Origin of the sequence: Amycolatopsis sp. NPDC047767 (assembly GCF_040704195.1) — a bacterium.
GTDB lineage: Bacteria > Actinomycetota > Actinomycetes > Mycobacteriales > Pseudonocardiaceae > Amycolatopsis.
In genome coordinates, this window is sequence record NZ_JBEYSJ010000020.1 from 120,145 (window position 1) to 142,202 (window position 22,058).

A 22,058-nucleotide genomic window follows, 5' to 3' on the forward strand; every position below is an offset into this window, starting at 1 on the left:
GGGATTCCGGCTCCCCGCTTCGCTTTTCCGCTACCGGCTTCGTGGAGTAATGGTTTGCCGCCCGAGGGTTTCGCTGCCACGCTCGGTCCATGACCGAAAGAATCGAGACCTCCGCACGCCGGTGAGGGTCCAGCCCGAGCCGATGCCGCTCGGACCCCGGCAGACCTTGCTCAACCATGCGCAGCGGCTGCACTCGTTGTCACCCGGTTCACCGTTGCCCCGCGACGGCGAGCCCTACCCCGACGACGCGCTCCACCGCGGCCGAAACCGCCCCAGGCCACCCGAGGACAGGAGCCTGGTCGGCATAGCCGCGGCAAGGATTCTCGCGGACCACTTCGCGGATCCTTCGGCTGTACCCGGCAATCTCCTGGACTCCTTCCACAGCACGTCCGTCTCCTTCTACCTCAACGAATACATTTCCGCCGTCGTCGCGCGGGCGCTGGAGCGGCTGGACGGCGGCACGACGGCGCTGCTGTGGCTGGCCGAGCGCGTCGAGGGATGGGGCCGCGTCTACGTGGTCGAGGCGCTGTGCCGGCTCGACGATCCGGCCGCGAAGCCGTGGTTGTTGCGACGGGCCGTCAACGGGGAATTCCTCAACGGCTACGTCGCCGGCGAGGTCGCGGTGAAAACCGCACTGCACGAGGCGATCGCGGATCCGGCGGCCGACGACGAGCTGATCGACCACGCCGGTCGGCTGATGCACGTGCTTGCCGATTATGGGGAAATGAGCACGCGGATCGAGGAGTACGCCCACGCGGCCGACGTTCTCGAACAGCACGTTCGACACCTCGGTACTCAACCGCCCACTGCTCGCCGGTTCGCGGTCGCCACGATGCTCGCCGACCAAATCCACAGCCCCGCGGCGGATCGCCTCCGACTGCCTCCGGCCAGACTCGGGCGGTTGCGTGACGCCTACGGTGCTCGACCGCGACGACTGGTCCGGCGCGATGCGCCGCGCCGCCCTCGACAGCGGAGACGACGACCTGCATCCGGATTACCTGCGCTGGCTGGCCACCGAAGTCGGTCCACGGCTGGGCCTTTGGGCATTCCTCGGCATGGTCGACTACAACTAGCCCGTTGGTCACGCGTGATTCCGCACAGGATCTCCACACGGCCTCCGTTGGGTGCGCACATCGGTGCGCCAGCATCGGGCGCGTGGAGTGGCTGAAGGAGTTCAGGGAAGAAGCACAGCGGCGCAGTGTGCGCCCCGAGCCCGAGTGGGGAAGAGGCGCACAGCTGGAGCCGGCGGTGATCAAGAGTGTGCAGCGGTTCCAGGTGGGGGAGTCGGGGGCCGGGGTCAACCTGATCGCCAAGGCCGACCCGCGCTACCGGCAAGCGGTGGAATTGTTCGTTGCCGAGGAGCAGAATCACGCGCGGTTGCTGGCGGAGCTGCTCAAAGCCGCCGGGAGTGCGACGATCCACAAGCACTGGTCCGACACCGTGTTCGTCTGGCTCAGGCGGGCGTTGGGGCTGAGGCTGGAACTGATGGTGCTGCTGATCGCCGAAGTCGTGGCGCTGAGCTACTACAAGGCGCTGAAGAACTCGGGCGATCCCCTCGCGAGGGAGGTCGCGGCGCGGATTCTGGCGGATGAGGAGCGGCATGTGCCGTTCCAGTGTGATCAGCTCAGAGGGAGTTTTCCCGGGGTGAAAGGAAAACTCGTCGCCGGCGGGTGGCGGGTGGTGATGGCCGGGGCGTTGGTGGCCGTCACCATGGATCACGGGCGGGCGTTGCGCACGCTGGGAGTCACGCGTCTGAGGTTCGCGGCCGAGGTGCTGGGCAGGTTCGAAGAAGTGGTCGCCGATGTCCACGGTGGACGGACGGCTCCGGTCGCGACGAGGCCGTTCAGGGCGCGGCCGCGGACTCTGCGCTGAGCGAGGTGAGGTGCGCCCGCAGGACGTCGCGGCAGACCTCGGGCGGGGTGGCCTCCGGGTGCAGGGCCGAGCGGAACGTGAGGCCGTCCAGCAAAGCGGCCAGCCGCTCGGCCTCCAGGTCGGCCGCGGCGGGCGGCAGGGACAGTGCCGAGACGATCCGGCGGGCCAACGCCAAAGTCCCGTCCAGGGCTTCGTGAGCCAGTTCGGTCAGGTCGGTGTCCACGCGGGCCGCGACGAGGAACTCGACCAGCACCGTGGCTTCGGCGCGGCGGGGGGCATCGAGGGGGAGCAGTTCGGCGAGGAAGTCGGTCAGTTGTGCGGCCGCCTCGTCGGGCGTCAGCTCCGAGAGGGGTCGCAGCGAGGCGCGGCGGCGTTCCAGGCGGGCGGAGACGCGGTCGATCGTCGAGCGCATCGCGAAGCGCATGAGGTCGCGCTGGCCGTCGAAGTAATGCCGGACGGACCCGATGTTCAGGCCGGACTCCGCGGCCACCGAGCGCAGCGACACGGCCGGCAAGCCGTCGCGCGCGGCGAGGCGCAGGACGGCGTCCGCGATGTCCGCGCGGCGTTGTTCACCGTCGATGACCTTGGGCACTGGACCTTTCTATCACACCTGTGATACCAATGTTTATGTCACAGGTGTGATAGAAAACGAGGTGGGAGACGATGGAGACGGTGCTCGACCTGTTGCTGATCCGGTTCGGCCTGATCGCGGCCGGGCTGGTGGTGCTCGGCCTGGTGGTGTTCGCGGTGGTGGTCACGCTGCGGCGCCAAGGAAAGGGCCACCACGTGGCGACGGCCGCGCGGTTCGCCGCGCGCGTGCTTCAAGAGCGGGGGACCAGCCGAAGCAGCCGTGTGGCCAGGGAAGCGCTCAACCGGTTCGACGACCGGTGAACGGCGACGAGCTGCTGCACCACCTGCTGATGGACCTGCTGGTCAAAGGCGTGATCGGCCTCGGCGCGGTGGTGGTGCTGGTGATCGGCGCCGTCGTGATCTGGCGCAAGGTGGGGAGGTGAAGGGGGCGCCGGTGAAGGCGCCCCCATCACGTCAGGACAGCCGCGACCACAGGAACTCGAACACCAGCGCCCACTTGAACGCCAGCTGCGCGTTGTCCGCCGCGCCGCCGTGGCCGCCCTCGATGTTCTCGTAGTAGCGCACGTCGTGGCCCTGTTCCTGCATCCGCGCCATCATCTTGCGGGCGTGGCCCGGGTGCACGCGGTCGTCCCTTGTGGACGTGGCGAACAGGGTCGGCGGGTACGTCCGTCCCTTGTGGACGTTGTGGTACGGCGAGTACTTCGCGATGTACTCCCACTCCTCGGGCACGTCCGGGTCGCCCCACTCGGCCATCCACGACGCGCCCGCCAGCAGCAGGTGGTAGCGCTTCATGTCGAGCAGTGGCACCTGGCTGACGACGGCGCCGAACAGCTCCGGGTACCGCGTGAGCATCACGCCCATCAGCAGCCCGCCGTTGCTGCCGCCGAGGATGCCGAGCCGCTCGGCCGTGGTGATGCCGCGGGTGACGAGGTCGCGGGCGACCGCGGAGAAGTCCTCGTACACCTTGTGCCGGTTTTCCTTCACGGCCTGCGCGTGCCACTCCGGCCCGTACTCGCCGCCGCCGCGGATGTTCGCAACCACGTACGTGCCGCCGCGCGCGACCCAGCCGCGGCCGATCACGCCGCTGTACGCGGGCGTCAGCGACACCTCGAAGCCGCCGTAGCCGTTGAGCAGCGTCGGGCCGTTCTCGGCGCCGGGCGGGCGCACCACGAAGTACGGGATCTTCGTGCCGTCCTCCGACGTTGCGAAGTACTGCGCGACCTCGATCCCGGCCGCGTCGAAGAACCCGGGCGCCTGCTTGAGCACCTCGACCTCGCCGCCCACCTCGCCCCGGCTCAGGGTCGAGGGCTGGAGGTAGCTGGAGGAGTCCACGAGGTACTCGTCGCTCTCGTCCGGGTCGGTGCCCACGATGTCCGCGCTGCCGAACTCCGGCGCCCCGCCCAGCGGCGCCTCCGTCCAGCCGTCGGGGCCGGGCGTGAGGGCGACCAGCTCCGTCTTCACGTCCCGCAGCTTCGCGAGCAGCACGTGGTTGCGGGTGAACGTGTAGTACTCCAGTGAGGTGTGCGCGTCCGGCGTGAACAGCGCGGTGAAGTCCCGCTCGCCCGCCAGGAACGCGTCGAACCCGATCACCAGCAGCGCGCCGGCCGGGTGCACCGTGGCACCGACGGTCCACGGCGTGCGCGGCTGCACGTAGAGCCACTCGCGCTCCACCGACAGCTCCACGTCGTCGGGCAGGTCGAGCTTCTCCAGCCCGGACGGCGTCCGCAGGAACACCTCGGTGCGGTAGAAGTCGATCGAGCGGTGCACGAAGTCGCGCTCGAAGCCCTCGGTGGGGTCGTGGAACGCGGCCACGGCGACGTCGTCGGGCTTGCCCTCGAACACCAGCTCGGCCGACTCGAGCGGCGTGCCGCGGCGCCACTCCTTCGTCAGCCGCGGGTAGCCGGACGTGGTGAGCGTGTCCGGCCCGAAGTCGGTGCCCACGTACACGCGGTCCTCGTCGATCCAGCCGACGCGGTTCTTCGCCTCGGCCAGGAAGTAGCCGCCCTCGACGAACTCGTGCGCGTCCAGGTCGAACTCGCGCACCACCGTCGCGTCGGCGCCGCCGCGCGAGAGCTGCACGAGCCCCAGCCGGTGGCCGGGCCGCAGCACCGCGGCGCCTTTCCACACCCAGTTCTCGTGCTCGGCCTCGGCCAGCGCGTCGACGTCGAGCAGCACCTCCCAGCCGGGCTCGGCCTTGCGGTACTCCTCCAGGGTGGTGCGCCGCCACAACCCGCGCGGGTGCTCGGCGTCCTGCCAGAAGTTGTAGAGCTTCGGCCCCCGGCGCGTCACGTAGGGGATGCGCCCGCCGGCGTCGAGCACTTCGCGGACCTCGTCCCGCAGCGCGGCGAAGCGTTCGCCGGACGTGAGCACGTCCAGCGTCTCGGCGTTGCGCGTGCGGACCCAGTCCAGTGCCTCGTCGCCGGTCACGTCTTCCAGCCACAGGTACGGATCTTCGACACTCATGGCCCCAGTCTCGCCGCCGGGCGGGGGTTCCGGCCACCCGTCCGGCGTTCCCGTTTCGTGATCCCGTCCGGCCGGGTGCTCCGTATGCTGGAGCGCGCTGGTGACAGGGGGAACGTAGTTGAGCGAAAACGCGGGCGGGGTGCCGCCGAGGGAGCCGGCCGGGCCGCCGCCACCGCCGCCGATGGCGGCCCGGCCACCCGCCGTGAATCCGTGGGCACCGGTTTCGTATGGTCCGCCGCGCCGCCGCTACGGCGGGGTCGTCGGCGGAGTCATCGCGCTCGTGATCCTGGTCGCCACGGCCGGGGTCGTGGCCGTGGTCCCGCACGAGCTGTCCGGTCACGCGATCGCCGTGCCGACCTCCGTGCACCGCTCCGACGCGTCACCGGGCGACGGAGCCCGCTCCGCCCCCCACTCGGTGCCCGAGCTGGAGAACAACCCCATCCTGGCGAACGGCGTCAAGCTCGGCGCGGTGTCGTGCGAGCTGCCGCAGCTGGGGGACACTGGGCCCGAGCTGTCGGCGTTCTACGAGGCGCTCACCGGCTGCCTGGAACAGGCGTGGCGCCCGGCCCTCGACCGTGCGGACGAGCCGAGCGTGAAGGTCGCCGTGTCCGTGACGCTGCCGAAGGTGAGCGCGTGCGGCGCGGCGCCGTCGAAGGACCAGGCCGTGGCCTACTACTGCGGCGGCGACACCACGATCTACGCCCCGACCGACTGGATGCTCGCGGACGCCGGCCAGAACCGCTCGCGCCACCTCGCGACCATCGCGCACGAGTACGGCCACCACGTGCAGAGCGAGAGCGGCATCCTGACCGCGGCGGCCGACCGCATGAGCTCGCCGGACCAGAACAGCCCCGCCGACCTCGCGCTGGTGCGGCGCATCGAGCTGCAGGCCAACTGCTTCGGCGCGCTGTTCATCGCCGCCGCGGAGGGGCGCGGCTCGATCAGCCGGGCCACGGCCAACGCCGCCGTCGCCGACTACGGCCGCGCCGACGACAGCGAAGACCACGGCAGCCGCGTGAACCAGCTGGCCTGGGCGAAGGCCGGGTTCACGGGCCAGAACACGGCCTCCTGCAACACGTGGTCGGCGCCGGCCGACGAGGTCAGCTGAGCTTCCACCCGGGGTCACGGCCGAGCAGCCCGATCAGCCGGTCGAGCTCGCCGGCACCCTCGGGCACCTCGACCAGCGCGCCGAACGCGCCGCTCACCGCGCGTTCGGCCGGGTCGGTGGGCACCATGGCGGCGAAACCGAGGGCGGCGGCCACCGCTTCGGGCACGGGCTCGTAGGCCACGCCGAAGGTCTTCGCGAGGTCCCAGCCGTGCACGACGGTGTCGACGAGGTGCATGGCCGCGGCGATCTCGGCGGCGAACGGGCCGATTTCGTGGATCTTCACCTGGCGGCGCATCGCGCCCTCCTCGCCGTACGCGGCGAGGAAGTCGTCGACCGAAGCGGCGTAGGAGGCGTACGCGTCCTCGCCGAGGCGGCCGGCGTCCCAGTCGGCTGCCTCGCCGCGGCGCAGGGCTTCGGCGAAGGCGTGGTTTTCACTGACCTGGTGACGCAGCAGGTCGGCGAGCGTCCAGCCGGCGCAGGGGGTGGGCCGGGAAAGGTCCTGGTCAGTGGCTCCGGCCACGATTTTGTCGAGGACGAGCAGAGACTGGCGGTCGAGTTCGAACGTGGTCATACCCGGACGCTAACCGCCGCAGCGGACCAGTTGAAGGTCCAAAACCAGCCGAACTCCGGTGGACCAATCTAGGCTGGCGACGTGGACCTGCACATCGACCTGACCGGCCGCCGAGGCCACCGCGACGAGATCTACCGCCAGATCCGCGAGGCCGTGCTCGACGGCCGGATCCGCGACGGCGACGCCCTGCCGCCGACGCGCGAGCTGGCCCAGCGGCTCACCGTCTCGCGCACCACCGTCAGCGCGGCCTACGAACGCCTCGCCGCCGAGGGGTTCCTCAACGCCCGCCCCGGCGCGGGCACGTTCGTCCGGTCGGGTGCCGCGCCGTGGCCGGCCGAGCCGGCGGCCGAGCCGTCACGGGACGGGGTGCGCCCGCGTCCGGAATGGACGGCGGTGCCGGCCCCGCCGCGTTCTTTCGGGCCCGTGGCGGAGTACGACTTCCGCGCCGGCGTGCCCGACGTGCGGCTGTTCCCGTTCGACACCTGGCGCCGCCTGATGACGCAGCGGCTGCGCGCGTCGCAGGCCGATCTGCTCATGTACGGCGCGCCGCAGGGCGATCCGCGGCTGCGCGAGGGGCTCGCGCGCCACCTCGGGGTCTCGCGCAACGTGCGCGTGCGGCCGGAGGACATCGTTGTCACGACGGGAGTCCAGCAGACCGTGGACCTCGTCGCGCGCGTCCTGCTGCAGGCCGGCGACCTCGTGGCCGTGGAGGATCCCGGCTACCCGCCGCCGCGATTGCTGCTCGACACCCTCGGCATGCGCGTCGCGGGCGTGCCGGTGGACGCCGAGGGGATCGTCGTCGAGGCGATCCCGGCCGGCACGCGGGTTGTCTACGTGACGCCTTCGCACCAGTGCCCGCTCGGCGTCGCGATGTCGTTGGCGCGGCGGCAGGAACTGCTCGACTGGGCCGAGCGCACGGGTGCGGTGATCATCGAGGACGACTACGACAGCGAGTTCCGCTACACCGGACGCCCGCTGGAACCATTGCACAGCCTGGATTCCCGCGGCCGCGTGGTGTACGTGGGCTCGATGTCGAAGGTGCTCTCACCGGCGTTGCGGGTCGGGTTCCTGGCCGCACCGCCATCCCTCGTCGGCGCGCTCGCGAAGGCGAAGTACCTCGCCGACTGGCACACGCCCGCGCTCGAACAGGCCGTGCTGGCCGACTTCATCGACGAAGGCGGCTTCGCGCGCCACATCCGGCGGATGCGCAAGATCTACCGCGCACGCCACGACCTGCTCGTCGACGGTCTGCGCAGCGAGTTCGGCGACGTGCTCGACCCGGTCCCCGCGGCCGCCGGGCTGCATCTGGGCGCTTCGGCCGACCGCGATCTGCGGCTGGTGGCCCGCTCCGCGCGCGACGCCGGCGTGCGCCTGATGTCCCTCGGCGACTTCTCGATGACCCGGCCCTGCCACGGATTGCTGTTCGGCTACGGTGCGATCGCGGCCGAGGCCATCGAACCGGGACTGGCCCGGCTGCGCCGGGTGTTCGACGAGGGAGTGCGATGACCGACGACGTGATGGTGGCGATCGACGCGGGCCTGCGCAAGCACATCGCGGGCGACCGCGCGGGCGCGCGCGAGACGTTCCTCGCGCTGTGGCAGGAGATCGGCGAGGACGGCGACCCGCTGCACCGCTGCGCGCTGGCCCACCACCTCGCCGACGTCTGCGACGAGCCCGCCGAAGAGCTGGAGTGGGACCTCCGTGCCCTCGCCGCCGCCGACTCCCTCACCGACGAACGCGCGCAGCAGTACCACTCGACGCTCGCCGTGCGCGGCTTCTACCCGTCGCTGCACCTCAACCTCGGTGAGGACTACCGCAAGCTCGGCGACCTCGACGCCGCGCGCCGGCATCTCGCGGCGGCCCGAGAAAAGCTCGACGCGCTGGGCGAGGACGACTACGCAGCCGGTATTCGCGCCGCGCTGGAAGGCCTGGCCGAGCGGCTGGGGTGAGCACTCCATACCACGGGTGAACGCGGCTCGCCGGACTTTCGCACTCGGCACCCGGGCCCTAACCTGGTGTGACCCAACTCGACGAGGAGAGGGGAACACCATGCGGATCTCGGATCTGCTCCGGACCAAAGGCGCCGCTGTCGCCACGGTGGCTCCGGGGACCACGGTGACCGAACTGCTCGCCGGGCTCGCCCGCCACAACGTCGGTGCCATGGTGGTGGTGACACCCGAAGGCGCCATCGCGGGGATCGTGTCCGAACGCGACGTCGTGCGCCGGCTCAACGACCACGGCCCGACGGTCCTCGACGGTCCGGTCGCGGACATCATGACGAAACTGGTGGCCAGCGCCGGTCCCGACGACTCGGTCGACGAGCTGAGCGTGCTGATGACCGAACGCCGGATCCGGCACGTGCCCGTGCTCGAAGACGGCCGCCTCGCCGGCATCGTCAGCATCGGCGACGTGGTCAAGTCCCGGATCGAGCAGCTCGAGCAGAGCCAGGAGCAGCTCGAGGCCTACATCGCGCAGGGTTGACGGTCATTCCCGCCAGCCGCTGAGCTCCACCCCCTTGGCGACGTCCACGCGGTAGGCGAGCGTGACCGTCCCGGTCGCACCGGGCGCGAGCGTGAGCCGCCACGTGAACTCGCCGAGGTCGGTGGTCTCCACCGGGTCGGGAGTCGCGCGCACGTCCCGCACCGTGATGGCTTCGTCGCGGGAGACGGGCGCCTGGTCGAGCACCGTGACCACGGCTTCGCGCGGGCTGTGGTTGGTCACCGTGGTGCGGTATTCCGCTTCCCGGCGGCGTTGGCCCGACAGCGTGGCCTTGCTCGCCGTGCGCCGCACGAGGTCGCGTTCCACGCGGATGCGGTCGTCCACACCGAGGGCCAGCTCGATCTCTTCGCCCGGGGCCCACAGGTCGAGCCGGGTCGTGCCGACGAACTCGGTGTCGTGGAAGACGGACGCGCGTCCGGCGCGCAGCGTGTGCTCACCGGTGTTCACGACGGTCGCGCGCAGGTAGGCCTCCGTCGCCTGCACGGGCGCGGTCACGTAGCCCAGCTCGGCCGTGAGGTCGAGCTGCGCCAGCGTGGTCCGGTGGCCCTGCGAGCCCGACGGGATGGCGACCGGGCGCGACGGCCGGTAGGTGACCGCGGTGGTGCCCTGCTCGGCCTCGGCGAACACGGGGGCCATGCGGCGCAAGGAAACCGCCTTGTCCCGCACGGCGGCGCTGCCGGGTGCGGCCGCGGCGAACGCGGCCATCGGCCGCGCCGGTGGGGCGGGCTGCACGCGGTCGAGGAACCACGGGTCGAGCTCGGGCACCACGACGGTGCTCGCGAGGCGCGCGGTCGACAGGGCGAGCTCGCACTCCGGCCAGTCCTCGCCGGTGTGCTGGCTGACCAGGCCGAAGGACGTCACGGTGACGTCGGTGTCGCGCACACGCACGTCGTAACCGGGCTCCCAGCTGGCGCCGGGGACCACATAGGACAGTTCGACTTCGACCTCTCGCGCGTCTTCCTGCGGTTCGAGATCGACGGTGACGCTGGCACTGTCCTGTTCGGACTGCGCACTGTGGGTCGCGATCCGGCGCTCCAACGCCGCGAGGTCCTCGCGCATCCGCTCGAGGCGTTCGGTGAGCGCCCGGCGGGTGCGCAACGCGTCGGCGAGCTGGCCGCCCAGAGCTTCGGTGACCTCCTCGACGCGCGTCGGGCCCGCGACGCCCGACGCCAGTGCCTTCGCGAAGCTCGCCCCGCTGCGCTTCGCCACGCCGCTCAGCAACTCCACCTTCGCCGCTTCGGCCGCTTCGTCGTCGGCCACGGCGTCGATCGCGGCCTGGTCGGTGCGGCGCTGCTCGACGAGCGCGCTGAGCGCGGGGTCGGCGGGGCCGGCGTGCTGCTCGTAACCGACGTCGACGCCGGTGATCAGCGCGGCGCCGGTTCCCGTGACGCGCACCGATTCCGCGTCGAGCGCCAGCGGCAGGCCGGTGATCTGCACGCGGGTGCCCTCGGCCAGGTTCGCCCGGCCGCGGCGGGTGATCCGCGCGTGCTGCGGGTAGACGGTCACGGCGACGATCGGAGCATCCATGACCCCGACGTTAGTCGGTTGACGGCGGCCGCGGTTGCCGGAAGTGTCGGGGGTGATCGCCCGCTTCGTCCGGCTTGGGGGTTCTGGTGGGAGCTGCTCGGATCGCGTCCGTGCTCGCCGCTGTGCTCGTGCTTCCGCTCGGAACGGGGGAGGCGCAGGCGGATCCGCCACCCGCGCCGGTGTTCTCCGACGGGCAGGCGCAGCCGGTGTTCGACCCGGCCGACGTGGTGCGCGAGGACGTCTGGGTCACCGCACCGGTGGACAGCGACCACGACGGGCAGGACGACCTCGTCCACGCCCAGGTGGTGCGGCCCCGCGCGACGGACGCCGGGATGAAGGTGCCGGTGGTGTACGAGGCGAGCCCGTACTTCGCGGGTGGCAACGACGTCGCGAACCACAACGTGGACGTGGAGCTGTCGGTGCCGGACTCCTCGCGTGTCGCGGCCGCCGGGGTCGGCCCGCACGCGGCGCCGCCGATCCGCTGGAGCTACCAGGACTACTTCACCGCGCGCGGGTTCGCCGTGGTGTACGGGGAGTCCCTGGGCACCGGCCTGTCCACGGGCTGCCCGACGACCGGGGACGTGAACGAGACCGTCGGCGCGCGCTCGGTGGTCGACTGGCTCAACGGCCGCGCCCCGGCCCGCGACGAGGCCGGCGCGCCCGTGAGCGCGAGCTGGAGCACCGGGCACACGGGCATGATGGGCGTGTCCTACAACGGAACCCTGCCCAACGCCGTCGCGAGCACCGGCGTCGAGGGCCTCGAGACGATCGTGCCGATCGCCGCGATCTCGAACTGGTACGAGTACTACCGCAACGACGGCGCGGTCGTCGCCGCCGGCGGTTTCCAGGGCGAGGACACCGACGTGCTGGCCGAGTACGTCTACACCCGCGCCGACCGGCAGATCTGCCGTCCGGTGATCGACGGCCTCACCGCCGACCAGGACCGGGTGACGGGGGACTACGGCCCGTTCTGGGACGTGCGCAACTACCGCAACGACGTCGGCAAGGTGCACGCGTCCGTGCTCGCGGTGCACGGTCTGAACGACTGGAACGTGAAGACCGACCAGGTCGCTTCGTGGTACGAAGCCCTGAAGGCGCACGGGGTCGAGCACAAGATCTGGCTGCACCAGTCGGGCCACGCGGACCCGATCTCGCTGCGCCGCGACGTGTGGCTGACGACGTTGAACAAGTGGCTGTCGCACTACCTCTACGGTCTCGACAACGGCATCGAGCGCGAACCGAAGGCGACGATCCAGCGCGAGGACAAGTCGTGGGTCGACGAGGCCGACTGGCCGGCGCCCGGCACTCGCGACGTGCGGGTCCACCCGTGGCCGGGCGGCCGCTCGAAGGGCACGCTCTCCGCGGTCGCCGTGCCCGGCCGCCCCACGGTGGAGGTCCTGGCCGACGACGCGTCGAAGACCGTGCAGCAACTCGCCGACGCCACTTCGTCGGGCAACCGCCTGCTGTACGGGACTCCCGCGGTGAAGTCGCCGCTGCGCCTGTCGGGCACCGCGCGAGCCGACCTGCAGCTGTCGTTCGACCGGCCCGCCGCCAACGTGACGGTGGCATTGCTGGACCGCTCCCCGGACGGCAAGTCCTTCGTGATCACGCGTGGCTGGACCGATCCGCAGAACCGGGTTTCGCCCGCGGTGACCTCGCCGATCGTGCCCGGGACTTCGTACCGCATCGGGGTTTCCCTGATGCCGAAGGACTACGTGCTGGCCACCGGCCACCGCCTGGAGCTCCTGGTGGCCTCCAGCGACCACGACTACACCCTGCGGCCGCGCCCCGGAGCGGGGCTGTCCCTGGACCTCACCCGCACGTCGCTGACCCTGCCGGTCACCGGCGGGAAGCCGGCGCTGGGCTTCTGAGGAACTCCGCGACGACGGGAGCCAGGACCTTCATCGAGACGTTGTGGTTCTGGCCGTCCAGCGTGCGGTGCCGGGCCTGGGGGAGTGCGTCGGCGAGGTCTTTCGCCGCCTGCTGCAGGCTTTTCGCGCTCTTGCCGCCGCTGAGGACGAGCGTGGGCAGGCCGACGGTGCTGAAGTCGGCCAGCGCTTCGCCGTTCAGGTGGCCTTCGAGGAGGGCCGCGTCGTACGGCAGCGTGTGGGCGACCGACGTGAGGCGCTTCCAGACGCCGGGCATGATCCGCATCATCGGGATCACGAAGCCGGGGGCGCCCATGCCCCGGGTCATGAAGTACTTGACGGCTTCGCCGCGTTTTCCTTGGGAGATCAGGGATGTGAGGTGCTCGGCGAAGTCGTGCGGCGGGTGGCCGGCCTCGGTGGTCACGAACGGCGGTTCGTAGAGCGCGAGCCTGGTCAAACCGACGCCGGCCCTGGCCGCGTGGAGTGCGAGGACGGCGCCCGAGGACAGGCCCCACGCGGTCGCCTCACCGCCGGCGGCCTGGACGATCGCCGCGAGGTCCTCGACCTCTCTTCCGGTGGTGTGCGGCTGTTTGTCGTCGCTGTCCCCGCGGCCGCGGCGGTCGTAGTTGTAGACCGTGAAGTGCTCGGACAGCAGTGTGGAGAGTTCGAGCAGCCCGGGGAAGCGGCGGTAGCTGAACGCGCCCGCCACGAGCACGACTGCGGGCCCTTGCCCCTGCTTGTCGTAGGCGATGCGGGTGCCGTCGGCTGAGGTGACGTGGTCCATGAGTGTCGGTTCCTCTCCTGTGGTGGTGCGTCCATCCTGTCGACCGACGGTTTGAGTTGTCAAGACAAAAAAAGTCTTCGGATGAAGCGTGTGAACCTGATAGACGGCACTGGATGGTCACGACCGCGCACGCGCTGGTGAGGAAGGTGCGGCGGCACGTTTGGCGGGCCGCGGTTGTTCGAACGGTGGAGAGCGGCCACCGCTGCCTCCGGTACGTCGAGGCCTCGCGCTAGTCCGCGATCCCCGCTCGATAGGCGAACGCGACGGCCTGCGCCCGGTCCCGCAGGCCCGCCTTCGAGAACAGGTGGTTCACGTGCGTCTTGACCGTGGCCTCGCTGACCACCAGCTCCCGCGCGATCTCCGTGTTCGACAGGCCCGCCGCGATGAGGCGCAGCACCTCGATCTCACGCGCGGTCAAGCCCTCGACCTCGGCCACGCGCACGGGGGCCCGGCGCGTGGCGGCGTCGACGAGGCGGCGCTGCAGCTCGCCGTCCACTGTGGACTGGCCGGCCGCGGCGGATCGCAGCGCCCGCGCGATGGCCTCGGCGTCGGCGTCTTTCGTGAGGAAGCCGCGGGCGCCGGCGCGCAGGGCGCCGAGCAGGGACTCGTCGTCGGTGTAGGTGGTGAGGACCACGACCTCCGTGGCGGGGTAGCGCTCGCGGACGGCCTCGGTCGTGGAGACGCCGTCGCGGCGGGGCATGCGCAGGTCGACGAGCAGCACGTCCGGGTGGTGCTCGGCGACGAGCTCCAGCGCGGCGTCGCCGTCGGCGGCCGCGCCGACCACCTCGACGCCGGGCAGCAGTCCCAGCAGCGTCACGAGGCCCTCGCGCACCACGGCCTGGTCGTCGGCCAGCACCACGCGCAGGTTCACGCCGGCACCGTCAGGTGAATCCGCCATCCGTCCTCTCCCGGCCCGCTGTCCAGCTTTCCTTCGAGCAGCGCGACCCGCTCGGCCATGCCGCGCAAACCGTATCCCGCCGCGGGCGCGTCCGGCGGACGGCGGCCCTGGCGGTCGAGCACCGTCAGCTCGACGTGCGACTCCGCGAAGGCGAGCGTGACGTCCACCTCGGCTCCCGGCGCGTGCTTGCGCGTGTTCGACAGCGCCTCCTGCACGGCGCGGACGAGCGCGGTGGTCACGCTGGCGTCGAGGTCGCGCGGCTCGCCCTCCACGACGAGGTCGGCCCGCGCGCCCGTGTCCAGGCGGTAGCCGGCGAGCAGGTCGGCCACGGCGCGCTGCGCGGGCACCGCGTCCTCCCGCAACGCGGCGACCGCCTTGCGGGCCTCGGACAGCCCGTCGGAGGCCAGCTTCTGGGCGCGTTCGATCTGGGCGACGGCTTCGGGGCTGGCGCCGTCGCGCACGAGCATCAGCCGGGCGCCCTGCAGGTTGAGCGCGAGGCCGGCCAGGGAGTGGGCGAGGACGTCGTGGACCTCACGGGCGATGCGCGCGCGTTCGGCCAGCGCCGCGGCGCGAGCGTGCTCCTCGGTGGCGGTCTGCGCGCGGGCCAGCGCGAGCTCCGTCTGCTCCAGCCGCGCCGCCCGGTCGCGCCGGCTCGCGGCGAGCAGCATCATCACGACCAGGATCGCGAACAGCGCCAGCGCGTTCAGCCAGTCGAGCCGGTGCACCACGGCCCACGCGACGATCGCGCCGGCGCTCGACACCAGCACCACCGCGCCCAGCGCCCGGCCGAACGCCCGCAGCGTGTAGAACGTCGTGCTGAACATCGCCACGGACATCCAGCTGTTGGGATCGAGCACCCACAGCGCCCCCGACGCCGCGACCACCACCGGCATCGCCGCCGGCAACACCCACGCCGGCCTCGACTCCACCGCCACCGGCAGCAACGGCGCCGACGCCACCAGCGTCACCCCGAACAGGACCCACGCCCACCACCCCGCGAGATACGGGATCGAGATGATCAACGGAAACGCCACGAACCCCCACCGCACCCAATCGGGCGCGCCGACCCGCCAGCGGTTCCCGGTGGTCGTGGTGGCCATGTCCCTCCCCGATGCTTGTAGGGAGAATGTACGGGAGGACCACCGGCTCCGGCGGGCGGACGCGAAGGCCTTCAGCTGCCGAGGCTGAGGTGGAAACCGTTGTTCCGTGCGTCGTTCAGCGAGGCCCAGATGACGCCTCGGTTGAGATTTCCGGCGTGGAAGCCGTAGCGCTGGGCTTTCGGCACGTCGACGAAGGTGAACACGTAGGACCGCGTGAACGTCGTGGAGCCCGGGCTCGCCTGGTGGAGGTTCGTGACGGCAACGGTCTTGCCGGACTCGTCGACGAGAGTGGACTGGGTGCCGTCCGAGACGTCGGAGTAGCCACCGCAGCCGTACCCGCTGGTGCAGGTCACGTCCATGGCGCCGGAGATCGTGACGTGATCGGAGTCGGCGCTCACGGTGCCGCCGAGCGCCGGGCTCCACCAGGCCCCGGCCGGGCCGGCGCCGCAGCCTGCCGTCGCCAGGGCGACGCAGAAGAAAGCGAGGGCGATTCTCGTCGCTGCCTTCGTGAGCTCGCTCTTTTCCGGCTCGGGAATGGTGGTTCATTCATCGACGGAAGTCTGCGGGCGCGGATGTTCCGTTACGGCGCCGATGACCGCATTGTCTGATCATGACAATGCCGCTGCCGTGGCGCTGTTCGCCGTCGGGACACCGGGTGCTACCAGGTGGTTTGCCCGGCATGTACGCAAAATGTACTTCGCGCCGCTTTCCTGGTTCCCGTCATCCACGCGAAACAGGAGGTACGCACCATGTCCAGGTTGCGACGGCTCGCCGTGTTCGCCGCTGCCGCGGTGTTGCCCGCGCTCGGTCTCACGTTCGCCGCCCAGGCGCCCGCGTCCGCCGCGCCGAACTTCCAGGTGCCGTTCAAGTGCGGGGTCACCGTGACGGCCGCGACGTTCAGCGGGCACAACCCCGCCAACTCAGTCGACTTCCAGAAGTCGGGCATCACCGGGATGCCCGTGGTCGCGTCGGTGGCCGGCACGGTCACGCGCGTCGAGAACGAGGGCAGCACCAGCTACGGCCGCTGGATCGAGCTCGACCACGGCGGCGGCTGGCGGACCCGCTACGCACACCTGTCCGCGCAAGAGGTCTCAGTGGGCCAGAAGGTGAGCGGGGGCGCCGAAATCGGCAAGGCGGGCGCGACCGGCGGCGTGACGGGACCGCACCTGCACTTCGAGGAGAACCTCAACGGCGTAACGCAAAAGGCCGTGCTCAACGGTGTCGCGGCCGTCTACTACGGCAAGAAGGACTTCACGAGCAAGAACAACTGCGGCGGCAACCCCTACTCCGCCACGGAGGTGTGCGGGTCCGGGTTCTCGGTGATCGACCAGCAGGGGCTGGGCTCGTCCGGCACCGCGTACCTGCTGTACAACGCGTCGACGAAGGCCAACTGCGTGACGACGCTCAAGGCGGTTTCGCTGGGGACCGCGAGCCCGACGTCGGCGTTCCTCGAAGTGCAGGGCCAGGCGCGCACGACCGACTCCGGCAACTTCACCTACTACGCGGGGCCGGTGAAGAAGACCGCGGGCGCCACCTGCGTGAAGTGGGGCGGTTCGGTGGGTTCGGACACCTACACGAGCGCGTTCGAGCACTGCGGCTGAGCGCCTAGCACACGGCACCGACACGAACCCGGTCCGGCCCGCGCGGCTGGGCCGGGTTTTCCACAACCGCCTGCAGCTGTCCACAGTTTTCGGTGACGACCTTCCGCAGCCGGTTTTCCGCCGCACAGTGGAGTGCGTGACCACCTCGACCCCACCCGGCACGGCCCGGGTCCTGCTCACCGACCCGGCGCAGCTCATCGCGGCGCTCCCGTACCTGCTCGGCTTCAAACCGGCCGAATCCGTCGTGTTGCTCGGGCACCGCCCGCCCGGCACGCGGATCGGCCTGATCCTGCGCGCGGACCTGCCGCCGCGTGATCTCATTGCGGAGCAAGCGGATGCGCTCGCGCCGCGGTTCCGCGTGGACGATCACACGGGCGTCACCGTGGTGATCGTCGGCGGCCGGGCCGGTCCCGACGGCGAGCCGCCCCACGCCGAGTTCGCCGGGGAACTCGTGCGGGCGCTCAAGGAGTACGAGCTGCCCGTGCTGCATCCACTGTGGACACCGGAGATCGCCGCCGGGGCACCGTGGGCGTGCTACCGCGAACCCACCTGCGGCGGCCTCTTGCCGGATCCTCGCGACACGGTGGTGGCCGCCACTCTCACCAACGCCGGCTTCGTCTCCTTCCCCAGCCGCGACGACGTCTTGGCGCTGATGGAGCCCCGGTCTCCCACGGCTTTGGTGCGGCGGCGTGCCCTGCTCTCCCGTGCCGCCCCACCGGGGGATCCCGACGACGTGCTCGCGGCGGCCGCCGAGGTGCGCGCGGCGTTCTTCCGCCACCGCCGGGCGGAAGGCCCGCCGTCGGACGACCAGGCGGTGCGCCTCGCCCACGCCCTGCGCGTCCCGAAGGTCCGCGACGCCTGCCTGGCCACGGCGGTCCCGCCGGAGTCGCCCGTCGCCGTGGCCGCGATGAGCCTGTGGCTGGAGCTCGTGCGCGAACTGCCCGCGCCCCACCGCGCGGACGCCGCCTCCCTCGTCGCCTACGCCGCCCTCATGCGAAGCGAGGGCGCTCTCGCGGGTATGGCCCTGGCCAACGCCCTGGACGCCTGCCCCGACCACGTCCTGGCCCAGCTCCTGCACGCGGCCTGGAACATCGGTACGGACCCGGCGAGGCTCGCCGGGCTGGCTTCGCTGCCGAACGCCGTGGACCTGGGGCTGTCGTTGCCGGAGTTGAGTGTGGACGATCCGCCGCCCGACCTCGGGCCGTGACAGTGAGGCCGCCACGTTCCCCACGGATTCGGCCTCCCTCGGCGGCTCGGATGCGGTCGGCCCGCGGCCCGCTCTCGCGGCTCGGTCAGCGGCGGCTCGGGCGACTGATGGTTCGACGGCGTTGCTCGCGGGCGGTGGAGCCGTGGGCGGTGGCGGCCCGCGGCCTGCGGCCCGCGGCCTGCGGCCTGCGGCTCGCTCTCGCGGGTCGGTCAGCGGCGGCTCGGGCGACTGATGGTTCGACGGCGTTGCTCGCGGGCGGTGGAGCCGTGGGCGGTGGTCGTTGCGACCAGGGCCGAAGCTTGGCGGCCCGCGGCCCGCGGCCTGCGGCCCGCGGCTCGCTCTCGCGGGTCGGTCAGCGGCGGCTCGGGCGACTGATGGTTCGACGGCGTTGCTCGCGGGCGGGGGAGCCGTGGGCGGCGGTCGTTGCGACCAGGGCCGAAGCTTGGCGGGCCGCATCCCGCGGCCTGCTGCCGCAGCCCGCTGCCGCAGCCCGCTGCCGCGACCAGGGCCGCTGGCGGGTAGATGGGCGTCGCTCTCGGCAGGCGGAGCCGCGAGCGGCGGTCGCGGCGACCAGGAGCGGAAGCTCGCCGGGCATGTTCGTGCCGGAGCTCGGTATGGACTCGCGAACGTGGTGACCCGGCAGGGAAAACGCGTCCGGCGGGCCCAGGCTCGCCAGGAGCCCGGACCCGCCGGAAGGGAGATCGGTCAGGAGCGGCGCGACTGCGTGAACGCCCAGGCGTCGGAGACGATGCCGTCGAGGTCGGTGCGTTCGGGTTTCCAGCCGAGTTCGCGGCCGGCCTTTTCGCTGGAGGCCACGAGAACCGACGGGTCGCCGGCGCGGCGGGGGGCGACCTCCGCCGGGATCGGGTGGCCGGTCACGCGGCGGCAGGACTCGACGACCTCCAGCACGGAGAACCCGGTGCCGCTGCCGAGGTTGTAGATGCGGTGCTCGCCGGGCGTCGCGTGGCGCAGTGCGAGCTGGTGGGCGTCGGCGAGGTCGACGACGTGGATGTAGTCGCGGACAGCCGTGTGGTCGGGCGTCGGGTAGTCGTCGCCGTAGATGGAGATGTGGGCGCGGTCGCCGGTGGCGACCTGGAGCACGAGGGGGATGAGGTGGGTTTCGGTGGTGTGGCGCTCGCCGAAGGCGTGGTAGGCGCCGGCGACGTTGAAGTAGCGCAGGCTCACCGCGGCGATGCCGTGGGCGCGGGCGAAACTCGTGATGGCGTGGTCGATCGCGAGCTTGGACGCGCCGTAGGTATTGGTCGGCTGCGTCGGCGCGGTCTCCGGGATCGGCGACGACTCGGGCTCGCCGTAGGTGGCCGCGGTGGAGGAGAACACCAGGCGCGGCGTGCCGTGGGCCTTCATGGCCTCCAGCAGGCGCAGGGAGGTGACGACGTTGCCTTCCCAGTACTTCGCCGGGTCCGTCATCGACTCGCCGACGAGCGACTTCGCGGCGAAGTGCAGCACGCCGTCGAAGCCCTCGCCGAGGACGTCGGCGGCCACGGCGGCGGCGTCGCCCTCGATGAAGCGCGCGTCGGGGTGCACGGCGTCAGCGTGCCCGGTGGACAGGTCGTCCACGACCGTGACCTGGTGACCGGCCTCGATGAGCCGCGCGGCGCACACGCTGCCCACATAACCGGCGCCACCCGTGACGATCAGTTTCAGGGGGCTCTGCGGGTCCGTCACGGTGTGGCCTTTCTGGTGTGGGCGGTGACTGTGCGCCACAGTCTCCCCTCACCGCGCCGCGCCCGGCCGCCCGGGGGTTGCCGCGGCCGGTCCGGCCGGATGGCGAACGCGCGGGCCCCGGACACGACGCTGCCCCCGCGACCGGAGTCCCGAGGGCAGTGCCACAGCCAAAATGCCGCAGCCAATCGCGCCGCAGTCAAAGAGCACCGCAGCCAATCGCACGGCAGCCGACAGCACGGCAGCCGACAGCGCCCGAAGCCGACGGCGCCCGAAGCCGACGGCGCCCGAATCCGAAAGCCCCCGAACCCGAGACCGCGTCAGACGGTGTCGCGACCAGCGCCGCGGGAAGGGACCGCGGTGAAGGTGCGCGGGCGGCGAAGGCCGGCGGCTTCGAAGGCCCGCTCGACGGCCGCGCGGACGTGTTCCAGGTCGGCGTCGCGGACCAGGGCGATGGCGGAGCCGCCGAAGCCGCCGCCGGTCATGCGGGCGCCGAGGGCGCCGGCGGAGCGGGCGGAGTCGACGGCGAGGTCGAGTTCGGAGGTGGAGATGCGGTAGTCGTCGCGCATGCTGGCGTGGGAGGCGTCCAGGTGCGGGCCGATGTCGGTGAGGCGGCCCTGGTGGAGCAGGGCCACGACGTCGAGCACGCGCTGGTTCTCGGTGACCACGTGGCGCACGAGCGGCGCGAGGTCGGCGGGCAGCTGGGCCAGGGCGGCGTCGAGCCCGGACAGGGTGACGTCGCGCAGGGCCTTGACGCCCAGCAGCTCGGCGGCGCGCTCGGTGCCGCGGCGGCGTTCGCCGTAGCCGCCTTCGGCGTGGGAGTGCTTGGTGCGTGTGTCGATGATCAGCACGCGGACGCCGGCCTCGGCGAGCGGGAAGGGCACCTGCTCCATCTCGCCCGAGCGGACGTCGAGGAACAGCACGCAGGAGTCCTGGCAGCACAAGGACGCCGTCTGGTCCAGCAGGCCGGTGGGGGCGCCGACGAAGTCGTTCTCGGAGCGCTGCACCCAGCGGGCGATCTCGGGGCGGGTCGGGGTGCCGGGCAGCTCGGCGTCGAGCTCGACGCCGGCGAGGCCGAGCAGCGCGAGCGTGACGGCGCACTCGAGGGCGTGGGACGAGGACAGGCCGGCGCCGGAGGGGACGTCGCCGGCGATGACCAGGTCGGCGCCCGCGGCGTGGCCGTGGTCGCGCAGCACCCAGGCGACGCCCGCGGGGTAGGCGGCCCAGCCCTCGACCGAACCCGGTTCGAGGGAAGCGATGTCGAGGAGGTCGGAGTACTGGAGCTGGCCGTCGTCGCCGAGGGTGGCGACGTTGAGTTTGCCGTCGTCACGCGGCGTGGCCGCCACGGCGAGACGGTGGGGGAGGGCGAAGGGCAGCACGAAGCCGTCGTTGTAATCGGTGTGCTCACCGATCAGGTTCACCCGGCCGGGAGCGGACCAGACCCCGGCCGGGGCGCGGCCGTGGATCCGGTGGAACGCGGCGGCGGCGTCTTCGGCGGGGCTCACCTGGCCTGCGCCAGCACGGCGTGCAGCGCCGAGGTGGAGACCTGGGCCGAGGAGTCGCTGCCGGTGACCTCGATGGTCACGGTGCCGCCGTTGGCCTTGCCGACCGTGACGCGGCCGCCGGGAACGATGCCGACGGACTTGAGCTCGGTGAGCAGCGACTCGTCGAGCTGCACGTGCTCGGCGATGCGCCGCACCACGACGTCGCCGCCGCCGGTGCGGGCGAACTCGTCAAGGCGCACGAGGTCGGATTCGGCGGGCGGGGCGGGGTCGCCATCGCCCAGCTTGTCGAGGCCCGGGATCGGGTTGCCGTAGGGCGAGGTGGTCGGGTGGTCGAGCAGCTTGACCAGCTTGCGCTCGACGGCCTCGCTCATCACGTGTTCCCAGCGGCACGCCTCGGTGTGCACGTGCTCCCACTCGAGCCCGATGACGTCGACGAGGAGGCGCTCGGCGAGACGGTGCTTGCGCATGACGGCGATGGCCAGCTCACGACCGTGGTCGGTCAGCTGCAGGTGCCGGTCGTCGGCCACGACCACCAGCCCGTCGCGTTCCATCCTGGCCACGGTCTGGCTCACGGTCGGCCCGCTCTGCTGCAGGCGTTCCGCGATCCGTGCCCGCAGCGGGACGACACCCTCTTCTTCGAGCTCGTAGATGGTACGCAAGTACATCTCGGTGGTGTCGATGAGATCGTTCACGCTGTCCCCTTCGTCCGCGTAGCTCATCGTAGTCGTTGGCCCCGACAGTGACGGCACGCGCCGACATAACAAGCCAGGCAAGCTGAAAA

General features: G+C 71.6%; 23 protein-coding genes. 11 read left to right on the plus strand and 12 right to left on the minus strand.

Annotated features, from left to right (window positions below; translation table 11 throughout):
- Positions 1–208: 208 nt before the first annotated feature.
- On the minus strand, positions 209–787 hold the full coding sequence (locus AB0878_RS31140; RefSeq protein ID WP_366583779.1) for a hypothetical protein: 579 nt from the start codon (positions 785–787) through the stop codon (positions 209–211).
- Between the two features lie 118 nt (positions 788–905).
- Between AB0878_RS31140 and AB0878_RS31145 the strand changes: the two genes are divergently transcribed.
- Together AB0878_RS31145 and AB0878_RS31150 are read left to right on the plus strand one after the other, a co-directional pair.
- Positions 906–1,073: a hypothetical protein gene (locus AB0878_RS31145; protein WP_366583780.1), complete on the plus strand. Its 168-nt coding sequence runs from the start codon at positions 906–908 to the stop codon at positions 1,071–1,073.
- A gap of 82 nt (positions 1,074–1,155) precedes the next feature.
- Positions 1,156–1,872, plus strand: coding sequence for a ferritin-like domain-containing protein (locus AB0878_RS31150; protein WP_366583781.1), 717 nt, complete (start codon positions 1,156–1,158; stop codon positions 1,870–1,872).
- On the opposite strand, the gene AB0878_RS31155 is transcribed toward AB0878_RS31150, so the two are convergent.
- Positions 1,844–2,464, minus strand: a complete 621-nt coding sequence (locus AB0878_RS31155; protein WP_366583782.1) for a TetR family transcriptional regulator C-terminal domain-containing protein — start codon at positions 2,462–2,464, stop codon at positions 1,844–1,846. The genes AB0878_RS31150 and AB0878_RS31155 overlap by 29 nt on opposite strands.
- Positions 2,465–2,535: 71 nt before the next feature.
- Here AB0878_RS31155 and AB0878_RS31160 point away from each other — a divergent pair, with 71 nt between their 5' ends.
- Both AB0878_RS31160 and AB0878_RS31165 read left to right on the plus strand, forming a co-directional pair.
- A complete protein-coding gene (locus AB0878_RS31160; protein ID WP_366583783.1) occupies positions 2,536–2,763 on the plus strand; it encodes a hypothetical protein in 228 nt (75 codons plus the stop codon).
- The gene (locus AB0878_RS31165; RefSeq protein WP_366583784.1) at positions 2,760–2,885 is read left to right on the plus strand and encodes a hypothetical protein; all 126 of its coding nucleotides are present in this window, start codon (positions 2,760–2,762) and stop codon (positions 2,883–2,885) included. Before AB0878_RS31160 ends, AB0878_RS31165 begins: the two co-directional genes overlap by 4 nt.
- 31 nt (positions 2,886–2,916) lie before the next feature.
- Here the strand turns inward: AB0878_RS31165 and AB0878_RS31170 are convergent, their stop codons facing one another.
- On the minus strand, positions 2,917–4,926 hold the full coding sequence (locus tag AB0878_RS31170; protein ID WP_366583785.1) for a prolyl oligopeptidase family serine peptidase: 2,010 nt from the start codon (positions 4,924–4,926) through the stop codon (positions 2,917–2,919).
- 118 nt (positions 4,927–5,044) lie between these two features.
- On the opposite strand from AB0878_RS31170, the gene AB0878_RS31175 reads away from it, so the two are divergent.
- A complete protein-coding gene (locus AB0878_RS31175) occupies positions 5,045–6,034 on the plus strand; it encodes a neutral zinc metallopeptidase (protein ID WP_366583786.1) in 990 nt (329 codons plus the stop codon).
- Here AB0878_RS31175 and AB0878_RS31180 read toward each other — a convergent pair.
- Positions 6,027–6,605, minus strand: coding sequence for a TIGR03086 family metal-binding protein (locus AB0878_RS31180; protein ID WP_366583787.1), 579 nt, complete (start codon positions 6,603–6,605; stop codon positions 6,027–6,029). The two genes, AB0878_RS31175 and AB0878_RS31180, sit on opposite strands and share 8 nt — an antisense overlap.
- 81 nt (positions 6,606–6,686) lie before the next feature.
- On the opposite strand from AB0878_RS31180, the gene AB0878_RS31185 reads away from it, so the two are divergent.
- The 3 genes from AB0878_RS31185 to AB0878_RS31195 all read left to right on the plus strand — a co-directional run bounded on the left by AB0878_RS31185 (position 6,687) and on the right by AB0878_RS31195 (position 9,086).
- Positions 6,687–8,111: a PLP-dependent aminotransferase family protein gene (locus tag AB0878_RS31185; RefSeq protein WP_366583788.1), complete on the plus strand. Its 1,425-nt coding sequence runs from the start codon at positions 6,687–6,689 to the stop codon at positions 8,109–8,111.
- Complete coding sequence (locus tag AB0878_RS31190) at positions 8,108–8,554, plus strand: hypothetical protein (RefSeq protein WP_366583789.1); 447 nt, start codon at positions 8,108–8,110, stop codon at positions 8,552–8,554. Before AB0878_RS31185 ends, AB0878_RS31190 begins: the two co-directional genes overlap by 4 nt.
- A 100-nt stretch (positions 8,555–8,654) precedes the next feature.
- A complete protein-coding gene (locus AB0878_RS31195) occupies positions 8,655–9,086 on the plus strand; it encodes a CBS domain-containing protein (protein WP_366583790.1) in 432 nt (143 codons plus the stop codon).
- Between the two features lie 3 nt (positions 9,087–9,089).
- Here the strand turns inward: AB0878_RS31195 and AB0878_RS31200 are convergent, their stop codons facing one another.
- Positions 9,090–10,631, minus strand: a complete 1,542-nt coding sequence (locus AB0878_RS31200) for a DUF4139 domain-containing protein (RefSeq protein WP_366583791.1) — start codon at positions 10,629–10,631, stop codon at positions 9,090–9,092.
- Between the two features lie 86 nt (positions 10,632–10,717).
- On the opposite strand from AB0878_RS31200, the gene AB0878_RS31205 reads away from it, so the two are divergent.
- On the plus strand, positions 10,718–12,502 hold the full coding sequence (locus tag AB0878_RS31205) for a Xaa-Pro dipeptidyl-peptidase (protein ID WP_366583792.1): 1,785 nt from the start codon (positions 10,718–10,720) through the stop codon (positions 12,500–12,502).
- Here the strand turns inward: AB0878_RS31205 and AB0878_RS31210 are convergent.
- The 4 genes from AB0878_RS31210 to AB0878_RS31225 all read right to left on the minus strand — a co-directional run bounded on the left by AB0878_RS31210 (position 12,471) and on the right by AB0878_RS31225 (position 15,679).
- The gene (locus AB0878_RS31210; RefSeq protein WP_366583793.1) at positions 12,471–13,283 is read right to left on the minus strand and encodes an alpha/beta hydrolase; all 813 of its coding nucleotides are present in this window, start codon (positions 13,281–13,283) and stop codon (positions 12,471–12,473) included. The genes AB0878_RS31205 and AB0878_RS31210 overlap by 32 nt on opposite strands.
- Before the next feature lie 229 nt (positions 13,284–13,512).
- Entirely contained in the window at positions 13,513–14,154 is a 642-nt protein-coding gene (locus AB0878_RS31215) for a response regulator transcription factor (protein WP_366583834.1), read from the minus strand.
- On the minus strand, positions 14,151–15,281 hold the full coding sequence (locus tag AB0878_RS31220; protein ID WP_366583794.1) for a histidine kinase: 1,131 nt from the start codon (positions 15,279–15,281) through the stop codon (positions 14,151–14,153). The genes AB0878_RS31215 and AB0878_RS31220 overlap by 4 nt, the downstream gene beginning before the upstream one ends.
- A gap of 71 nt (positions 15,282–15,352) precedes the next feature.
- On the minus strand, positions 15,353–15,679 hold the full coding sequence (locus AB0878_RS31225) for a hypothetical protein (protein WP_366583795.1): 327 nt from the start codon (positions 15,677–15,679) through the stop codon (positions 15,353–15,355).
- A gap of 351 nt (positions 15,680–16,030) precedes the next feature.
- Between AB0878_RS31225 and AB0878_RS31230 the strand changes: the two genes are divergently transcribed.
- Entirely contained in the window at positions 16,031–16,882 is an 852-nt protein-coding gene (locus AB0878_RS31230; RefSeq protein WP_366583796.1) for a M23 family metallopeptidase, read from the plus strand.
- 136 nt (positions 16,883–17,018) lie between these two features.
- Complete coding sequence (locus AB0878_RS31235) at positions 17,019–18,089, plus strand: DUF4192 domain-containing protein (protein ID WP_366583797.1); 1,071 nt, start codon at positions 17,019–17,021, stop codon at positions 18,087–18,089.
- A 705-nt stretch (positions 18,090–18,794) separates the two neighbouring features.
- On the opposite strand, the gene galE is transcribed toward AB0878_RS31235, so the two are convergent.
- The 3 genes from galE to AB0878_RS31250 all read right to left on the minus strand — a co-directional run bounded on the left by galE (position 18,795) and on the right by AB0878_RS31250 (position 21,996).
- The gene (galE, locus tag AB0878_RS31240; RefSeq protein WP_366583798.1) at positions 18,795–19,775 is read right to left on the minus strand and encodes a UDP-glucose 4-epimerase GalE; all 981 of its coding nucleotides are present in this window, start codon (positions 19,773–19,775) and stop codon (positions 18,795–18,797) included.
- Between the two features lie 317 nt (positions 19,776–20,092).
- Positions 20,093–21,277 carry a galactokinase gene (galK, locus tag AB0878_RS31245; protein WP_366583799.1) on the minus strand — a complete coding sequence of 395 codons (1,185 nt, stop codon included), beginning with the start codon at positions 21,275–21,277 and terminating at the stop codon, positions 20,093–20,095.
- Complete coding sequence (locus tag AB0878_RS31250) at positions 21,274–21,996, minus strand: metal-dependent transcriptional regulator (protein ID WP_304504291.1); 723 nt, start codon at positions 21,994–21,996, stop codon at positions 21,274–21,276. The genes galK and AB0878_RS31250 overlap by 4 nt, the downstream gene beginning before the upstream one ends.
- Between the last annotated feature and the right edge of the window lie 62 nt (positions 21,997–22,058).